The 6,850-nt window shown below is 69.2% G+C and carries 7 protein-coding genes; 4 read left to right on the top strand and 3 right to left on the bottom strand.

Features of this window, described 5'->3' with window-relative positions:
- Nucleotides 1-109 precede the first annotated feature (109 nt).
- A complete protein-coding gene (locus PSD17_RS19405) occupies nt 110-1,093 on the bottom strand; it encodes a GlxA family transcriptional regulator (RefSeq protein ID WP_445261025.1) in 984 nt (327 codons plus the stop codon).
- 65 nt (nt 1,094-1,158) lie between these two features.
- Between PSD17_RS19405 and PSD17_RS19400 the strand changes: the two genes are divergently transcribed.
- The 4 genes from PSD17_RS19400 to PSD17_RS19385 all read left to right on the top strand — a co-directional run bounded on the left by PSD17_RS19400 (nt 1,159) and on the right by PSD17_RS19385 (nt 4,911).
- Nucleotides 1,159-1,470: a putative quinol monooxygenase gene (locus PSD17_RS19400; RefSeq protein ID WP_006247389.1), complete on the top strand. Its 312-nt coding sequence runs from the start codon at nt 1,159-1,161 to the stop codon at nt 1,468-1,470.
- Nucleotides 1,471-2,246: 776 nt separating this feature from the next.
- Nucleotides 2,247-3,572 (top strand): ISL3-like element ISPfr2 family transposase, encoded by a 1,326-nt coding sequence (locus PSD17_RS19395; RefSeq protein ID WP_026197714.1) that lies wholly within the window; start codon nt 2,247-2,249, stop codon nt 3,570-3,572.
- 270 nt (nt 3,573-3,842) lie between these two features.
- Entirely contained in the window at nt 3,843-4,241 is a 399-nt protein-coding gene (locus PSD17_RS19390) for a hypothetical protein (RefSeq protein WP_339123999.1), read from the top strand.
- A gap of 28 nt (nt 4,242-4,269) precedes the next feature.
- Nucleotides 4,270-4,911: a hypothetical protein gene (locus PSD17_RS19385; protein WP_339123997.1), complete on the top strand. Its 642-nt coding sequence runs from the start codon at nt 4,270-4,272 to the stop codon at nt 4,909-4,911.
- Between the two features lie 101 nt (nt 4,912-5,012).
- Here PSD17_RS19385 and PSD17_RS19380 read toward each other — a convergent pair whose 3' ends face one another.
- Together PSD17_RS19380 and PSD17_RS19375 are read right to left on the bottom strand one after the other, a co-directional pair.
- Complete coding sequence (locus PSD17_RS19380; RefSeq protein WP_339123996.1) at nt 5,013-6,188, bottom strand: hypothetical protein; 1,176 nt, start codon at nt 6,186-6,188, stop codon at nt 5,013-5,015.
- A gap of 1 nt (nt 6,189) precedes the next feature.
- A partial coding sequence (locus PSD17_RS19375) for a hypothetical protein (protein WP_339123994.1) occupies nt 6,190-6,850 on the bottom strand: 661 nt, incomplete at its 5' end.

The following is a 6,850-nucleotide window of genomic DNA, read 5'->3' as shown; positions in this document are numbered from 1 at the left end:
CAGACACACCCACTCCGCCAGGAGGCCTTCCCCTTGATCAAGCCACCACGCCGTCAACAACGTGCTGGGTCGCAACAGCTAGGACACCGGCTACAGGCATGGCGATAGGTCAGGAACGGCGTCGCTCCCTGCGCAGGAGGGAGCGCAGAGTCTCGGCGTTCGCGTAGCCGACCCGTCGCGCGATCTCGGCGGAGGTGAGGTCCGTGGTTGCTGAGAGGTGCCGAGCTCGTTCGATGCGAAGCCGTTGGACGAAGCCGAGCGGAGTGAGGTTGAGCGCCGCACGGACTCGTCGTTCGAGGGTGCGCCGGCTGGTGCCGAGCGACTGCGCGACGAAGGCGACGTTGAACGGTTCGTCCAGGCGGACGCGCACGAAGCGTTCGAACTCGACGACGATCGGGTCCTCGTGCCGGAGATGTTCGTAGGCGACGAAGGCCGCCTGCGACGGGCGCTCGTCGATGATGAGGAGCTTGGCGACATGTTGGGCCAGGTCGGGGCTGATCGATCGCACGAGTGAGAGCGCGAGGTCGATGTGGGCGAAGGCGGCGCCGGCGGTGACGAGGTTCCCGTCGACCACGACCATGGTGTCGAGATCGAGGGCGACGGTCGGATAGCGCTTCAGGAACTCCGGCCCCAGGAACCAGCTGGTCGTCGCCCGCCGATGATGCATCCGTCCGGTCTCGGCGACGGCGAACACGCCGGTGCACGCCGCGGCGATCCGGGTGGTCGCGTCGTCGAGGCGCCCGAGTGAGGCGATGACCGAACGAGCATCTCGGCTCTGGAGGGCGTCGTGGGTCGCGGCGGCCGTGAGGGTTCCAAGCGCAGGGACGACGACCACGTCGAACTCTCCGGACTCCGACAGCGGGTGGTCCACCGACAGGGTCATCGATGCCGTCGTGGTCACTCGCCGTTTCGGTCCGAGGATGGCGAGTTCGATCGGGTCGATCCGCGGGTCGACATCGCCGCGGGCTCCGTCGGCCACCCGCACGATGTCGATGACCGACGCGACCGCCGAACCGAAGCAGCCGTCGATCGCGATCAGTCCGATACGCATGGCGCGAACAATAGCAATACTGCCGTATACGCCACTCCCCACCGGCCCTCGCTCGTCATACGCTGAACTCGCCCCACGAAGAACCCCGACTTCAAGGAGAACCCCTCATGTCCACACCCGCATCACTTCCGTATGCCTTCGTCGCCAAGATCGTCGCTGCCGATGGACAGCACGACGCGCTCGCCGATCTGCTCGCCGGCGCTGTCGCACTCGCCAACGAAGAAGTAGGAACGATTGTCTGGTTCGCGGCTAGGACCCACGCCGACACCTTCTGGATCTTCGATGCATTCCCCGACGAGGCCGCTCGCGACGCCCACGCCAACGGCGCCATCGTCGCAGCCCTGATGGCCAACCAGCACCTCCTCGGCGCAGCACCCGAGATCCTGGCGGCCGACGTCCTCGCGTCCAAGCTCCCGTAGTCCGCCAACGCACGAGACGATCGCGCCCCGCCGAGCCGTCGGACCCGACCGCCTCGACACCCGCACCACGTTGACGATCCCCGACGGGCCGATCACGAGGAGGCCAGGCAACACCAGGCGCAAGCCTGGAGCGGCACTGTTTCACCGGTGGTCATCGAGAGAGCCAGCGCGGTTCCATGGCAGCGCAACTGTGTCAACTTGCCCTCCGTCCCGCGAGGCGCCGTGGGCGGGTCGTGGTTGCGATCCGTTGCCGTGACGGGAGACGCGTTGCGCGTCGCAGCGATGACGGGTCGTTGGCGTTCCGGGGCGTTGCGTTCGTGCGCGCCGCGCGTGCGGCATGGAGCATCTCGCTGCGCACACAACGATCGCTGCGCCGACGCACCGTTGACACCTCGCACGTCCAGGTCGCGACACAACGCCACGCTGCGTTGCCGAGCGGAGCGAGGCATATCGGCACACGGACAGGATGCCGGCCGCGAGCGCTCAGCCGGCGAGGGGTCCGTCGCAGAGGAGAGCGACGTCGGTGTCGGGCAGAGCCGTGAGGCCAGCGCATCGCGCGACCACCAGAACCGAACCGCCCCTGCCCTGCGTTTGCGCAGGTCAGGGGCTGTTCGCCGGAGCCGCCTGTCGGAATCGAACCGACGACCTAATCACGTCGGCTTTGCGGGCTCTTCCCAGATGAGGGTGTAGGTCGGCCGGGCGCGTCGGTCCGCAGATAGACGTCGAGGTCTCCCGACGATGGAGGTTCCTACGCCATCCATCCGAAAGACCTCGACGTGTCCGACGCTACCCCGCCGGCCGGCTTCGGCCGCCCTGACCTGACCGCCTTCGCTCGACTCGACGGCCTCGGTCTGAGCGTGACCGGGCAACGACTTGAACCGGATCGTGCGGTCCTCGCGTGCCGCGTGGTGGAACCAGATCAGTCTTGCCGACGGTGCGGCAGCGAAGGCGCTGCTCGTGACACCGTGATCCGGCGGTTGGCCCACGAGCCGCTGGGCTGGCGACCGACCGTGCTGGAAGTTGTAGTGCGCCGCTACCGCTGTGCCGACTGCGGACACGTGTGGCGCCAAGACACCAGCGCCGCGGCGGAGCCACGCGCGAAGCTCTCGCGCACCGGGTTGCGGTGGGCGCTGGAAGGGATCGTGGTCGCGCACCTCACCGTCGCCCGTGTCGCCGAGGGACTCGGGGTCGCGTGGGACACCGCCAACAACGCGGTCCTGGCCGAAGGCAATCGGCTGCTGATCAACGACCCCACGCGGTTCGAGGGCGTGAAGGTCATTGGCGTCGATGAGCACGTCTGGCGCCACACCAGGCGTGGCGACAAGTACGTCACCGTGATCATCGACCTCACCCCGGTCCGCGATGGCGCCGGCCCAGCAAGGCTGCTGGACATGGTCGAGGGCCGGTCGAAGGCGGCGTTCAAGACCTGGCTCGCCGACCGCGACGACGCCTTCCGTGACGCGGTCGAGGTGGTCGCGATGGACGGCTTCACCGGGTTCAAGACCGCCGCTGCGGAGGAGATCCCGGACGCGGTCACGGTGATGGATCCCTTCCACGTCGTGCGCCTGGCCGGTGACGCCCTCGACAGGTGCCGGCGCCGGGTCCAACTCGCGATCCACGGGCACCGTGGGTTCAGGGACGACCCGCTCTACAAGTCGCGGCGCACGCTGCACACCGGCGCGGACCTGCTCACCGACAAGCAGAGCGACAGGCTACGCGCGCTGTTCGTTGATGACGCTCACGTCGAGGTCGAGGCGACCTGGGGTGTCTACCAGCGCATGATCGCCGCCTATCGCCACGAGGACCGGCAACGTGGCCGCGAGCTCATGGAGAAGCTGATCACCGACCTCAGCGCCGGCGTCCCCAAGGTGCTCACCGAGCTCACCACCCTGGGCCGGACCCTGAAGAAGCGAGCCGCCGACGTGCTCGCCTACTTCGAACGACCCGGCACCAGCAACGGGCCGACCGAGGCGCTCAACGGACGGCTCGAACACCTGCGCGGCTCCGCACTCGGGTTCCGCAACCTGACCAACTACATCGCCCGAAGCCTGCTCGAGACCGGCGGCTTCAGACCCCAACTCCTACACCCCCGATTGGGATGAGCCCGCATTCTGACCCCGGGCAACGGCGCGATCGCCACCGTCTGGTGCGGCGAACACTGCCGCTGTAGCTCCACTAGCCTGGACCGAGGACGCTGCAACGTTCTATCACCATCTACGTGAGGTTCCCCCCAGCCAGTCGTCGATCTTGACGTAGAGTGCGGTCAGGAGGGTGTTGAGGTCGGTCGTCACAAACTGATCTTCAACACCCTCCTGTCACGTCCCGGGCCCGGCACGCCGTTAGGACTTACTCGTCTAGGCCAAGCTGTGGGCATGGCTGACGATCCGCGCTTCGAGCTGCGTAAGGCCGGCGACGAGTACAAGGCTGTCCGCACTTCTCTCGCGCAGGTACGTGCCGCGATCGAGCCCGTCATCGTCGAGGCGCTGCGTGCGGGGGTGCCGCAGAAGGACGTCGTCGAGCTGTCCGGCTTCACCCGCGAGACGATCCGGACCATGGCCGCAACAACGGCATCGAGCCGCGATGACCTCGGTGCGGCTGTGCCGCCTGGAGGGCGGGTCATGCGGGCGGGGAGCTTGAAGCCGACCGGACACGCTGCACGCCGACAAGGACTACGACTACCGCCGCTACCTGGCCCGATCCGTAGTCAGAATCTTGACGACTATGAAGCCGTGAGCCAGACTCGCCGGGCCGCGGCAGCGGGGCCGGGGTGACCTCTCGCGACGACGCAAGGGAGCCCTCATGTTCGGCGTCAGCAGGACCGGAATCCGGTTCGTCCTCACCAACTTCGAGCCGGGCCGCGAGTCCGACGCCGGCGGTTGGTACGACGCCTACACCTCCCGGATCCTGTTCCCGGGCCTGCTGGTCAACGCCTACCGGTTCGAGAACACCGACGCCGCGAGTACCGACGACGACCCTCGCTTCGCCGCGATCTACGACTTCGTCGCCGACGACCTCCACGGTGCGTGGCACGCCACCGACCACCACGACCGCTATCCGCACGACGCGTTCGACGACCCGCGCTGGACGCTGGTGTCCGTGCCGGTCCGGTCCACCTACGCGCTCGACGCCGAGCGCGGCACGCCCGCGCCCGACCTGGCCGCCGTGACCCTGCTGCGCAGCTACGCCGCCTACGGCCCGGCCCGCGAGAAGTGGACGGCCGAGGCGCTCGCGACCGGCCTCTACAGCTCGGCATCCCAGTACGGCCTCGTCGACGGCCTGCCCGCACCCGAGCGGTCGCTGGAGATCCTCGAGACCACCGACCCGGACCCGTCGACCGTGTTCGCCCGGGTCGTCGACAAGGTCGGCCCGGTCCCGTTCGTCGAGGCCCCGGTCCTGTCCGGCACGTTCGGCCTGCTCTCCTACGCGACGATCCAGGAGTAGTGGTCATCATGCTGACGACGGTCCGGGTGCCGGTCTGCCGGTGAGAGGGGCTGACCCGTGCCAGCGGTGCCAGTGACGCGGTGCCAGCGACGAAATGGCACCTACGCGAAGCTCCGATCGACGGCCGCAGCCTCGTCAAGCTGCCACGGTCGACCGATGTCGTTGAGCAAGTCATCCCACGACCGGCCCGGGGCGTGGTTGCGAGTTCTGGCGTCGCCGGCGACCTGCAGGGCGGTCGTGGCCGCTGTGACCAGGACCGGCCAGTTGAGGTGGCGGTAGGCCCGGATCGGCGAGCGTGTGGCCAATGCGTAGGTCAGGGCCTTGCCCAGCGACGCGGCTCCGACGAGTGCGTGCGTGGCCAGGCGCAGCTCGGTGCGTTTCGCAGCCTCGGCGGGTTCGAGCACGGCAGTGCCACGGCTCAGCATCGCTGCGCCGTGAACGTAGGTCCGGACGATGACCTCGGAGGTGATGACCGGCAAGGTCGACAGCGCAGCCCAGCGCAGGTTCAGGCCGCTGTCGTAGGCCTGGTGGGCGAACCGGCGCAGCTGCGCCGACGGGAGCTCGTAGAGCGCTGATGCGCCGGGCAGCGGCAGACTCATCGGCGTCACGACGTCCGCGACCAGATGCTTGCCCCACAGGGTCAGGGCCTCCCCCAGCGATGCGACCGGGGCATAGCCGCTGACGAGGTGGGTTGTGCGTTGTCCGTAGTCCCACGAGTAGCCACGGAACTCCCCGGACCGGATTTGACGCAGGGCCTCGAACGGCCGCCCGATGTCGTGCCCGGCCGAGCGCAGCCGATGGCCCGGCCCGCCGAATCGGGGGCCGGTGTAGTCGATCGGCATCCGCTTGGCCTCACGTTCCCAGCGGCGCACCAGCGGCGTGTCGGCGAGCTTGTTGACCCGGTCCCGGACGGCGCGGTCGATGGTCGAGTCGAACCAGGTGGAGAGGATCCCGACCGCGCCTGCGCAGGCCACGGCGGCGACGTCACTGCGGGTCCAGCGGGCCCGGTGCCGGTCGTCCCAGCGTGCGTACTGCTCACGCAACGCCGGGGTGAGCGCCGCGTCGAGGTCGATCTCGTCCCACCCCCGCTCGGCGCGCACCGCATCGTTGGCCGTCGTGAGATCGCCATACCGCCCTGGCGACACCCCACCGACCGGCACCGCCGTCACCGCCGCGAGGTCGTCGGTGTCGCCGGCCAGCAGCCGCGCCACGTCCGCCTCGAGTTCGGCGAGGCGGCGGTGCTGGGTGTCGAGGTTGCGCAGGATCGACTCGTCCACCTCAGACCGTCACCGGGATGCGGCCGAGGACGACTTCCAGAGCCGTCCGCGCCGTCTCGGCATCGGCCTGCTCGGATTCCCACCGCTTCTTCAGCTCAGCGTTCTCCGCGGTCAGGCGTGCGTTCTCCGCCGCCAGGGCACGCAGCTGCCCGGCGAGCCGACCGATCGTCGCGGTCACCTCGTCCAGACGCACCTGCAGCGCCTCGACCACGAGCCGTGCTTTGGCCTCGTCACCCTCGGCGTCGAGCACCACCATCCGGGCCACGACGTCGAGCTTGATCGCCGCGTCGACGATGTCGGAGGCAGTCCACCCGGCCAGGCGCGACCCGACCACGCCCGCACCCGCCCCTCCCAGCGCGCCCAGCCCGGTCAGCAGTGCTGTCCCGCCGGCCATGCCGAAGCCGCCCGCGGCCAGCGAGCCGCCCCCGAGCGCGGCGAGACCGGCCGAGGTCGCCGCCGCGCCCCCGAAGCCCAAGACCCCGCCGACCGCGGCGCCGATCACCGGTGCGGCCACACCCATGGTGGCCGCGCCCAGGACCAGACCCGCCGCCGACACCGCCGCGACCCGTCCCCACCGGACGTTGCGGCGGGCCAGCGCGGGGAGTGTCAGAAGAACGGTGGAACTGGCCTCGGTTATGGCTAGTTTCCGTTGCTGGGGACGA

The sequence above is a fragment of the Pseudonocardia sp. D17 genome, from assembly GCF_036984265.1.
Lineage (GTDB): Bacteria > Actinomycetota > Actinomycetes > Mycobacteriales > Pseudonocardiaceae > Pseudonocardia > Pseudonocardia benzenivorans.
This window is presented reverse-complemented; position numbering and strand designations above follow the sequence as displayed.

Coding starts and splice junctions, on each gene's coding strand:
- PSD17_RS19390 (WP_339123999.1), top strand. CDS start 3,843: ATGGCTGACGATCCGCGCTTCGAGCTGCGTAAGGCCGGCGACGAGTAC.
- PSD17_RS19400 (WP_006247389.1), top strand. CDS start 1,159: ATGTCCACACCCGCATCACTTCCGTATGCCTTCGTCGCCAAGATCGTC.
- PSD17_RS19385 (WP_339123997.1), top strand. CDS start 4,270: ATGTTCGGCGTCAGCAGGACCGGAATCCGGTTCGTCCTCACCAACTTC.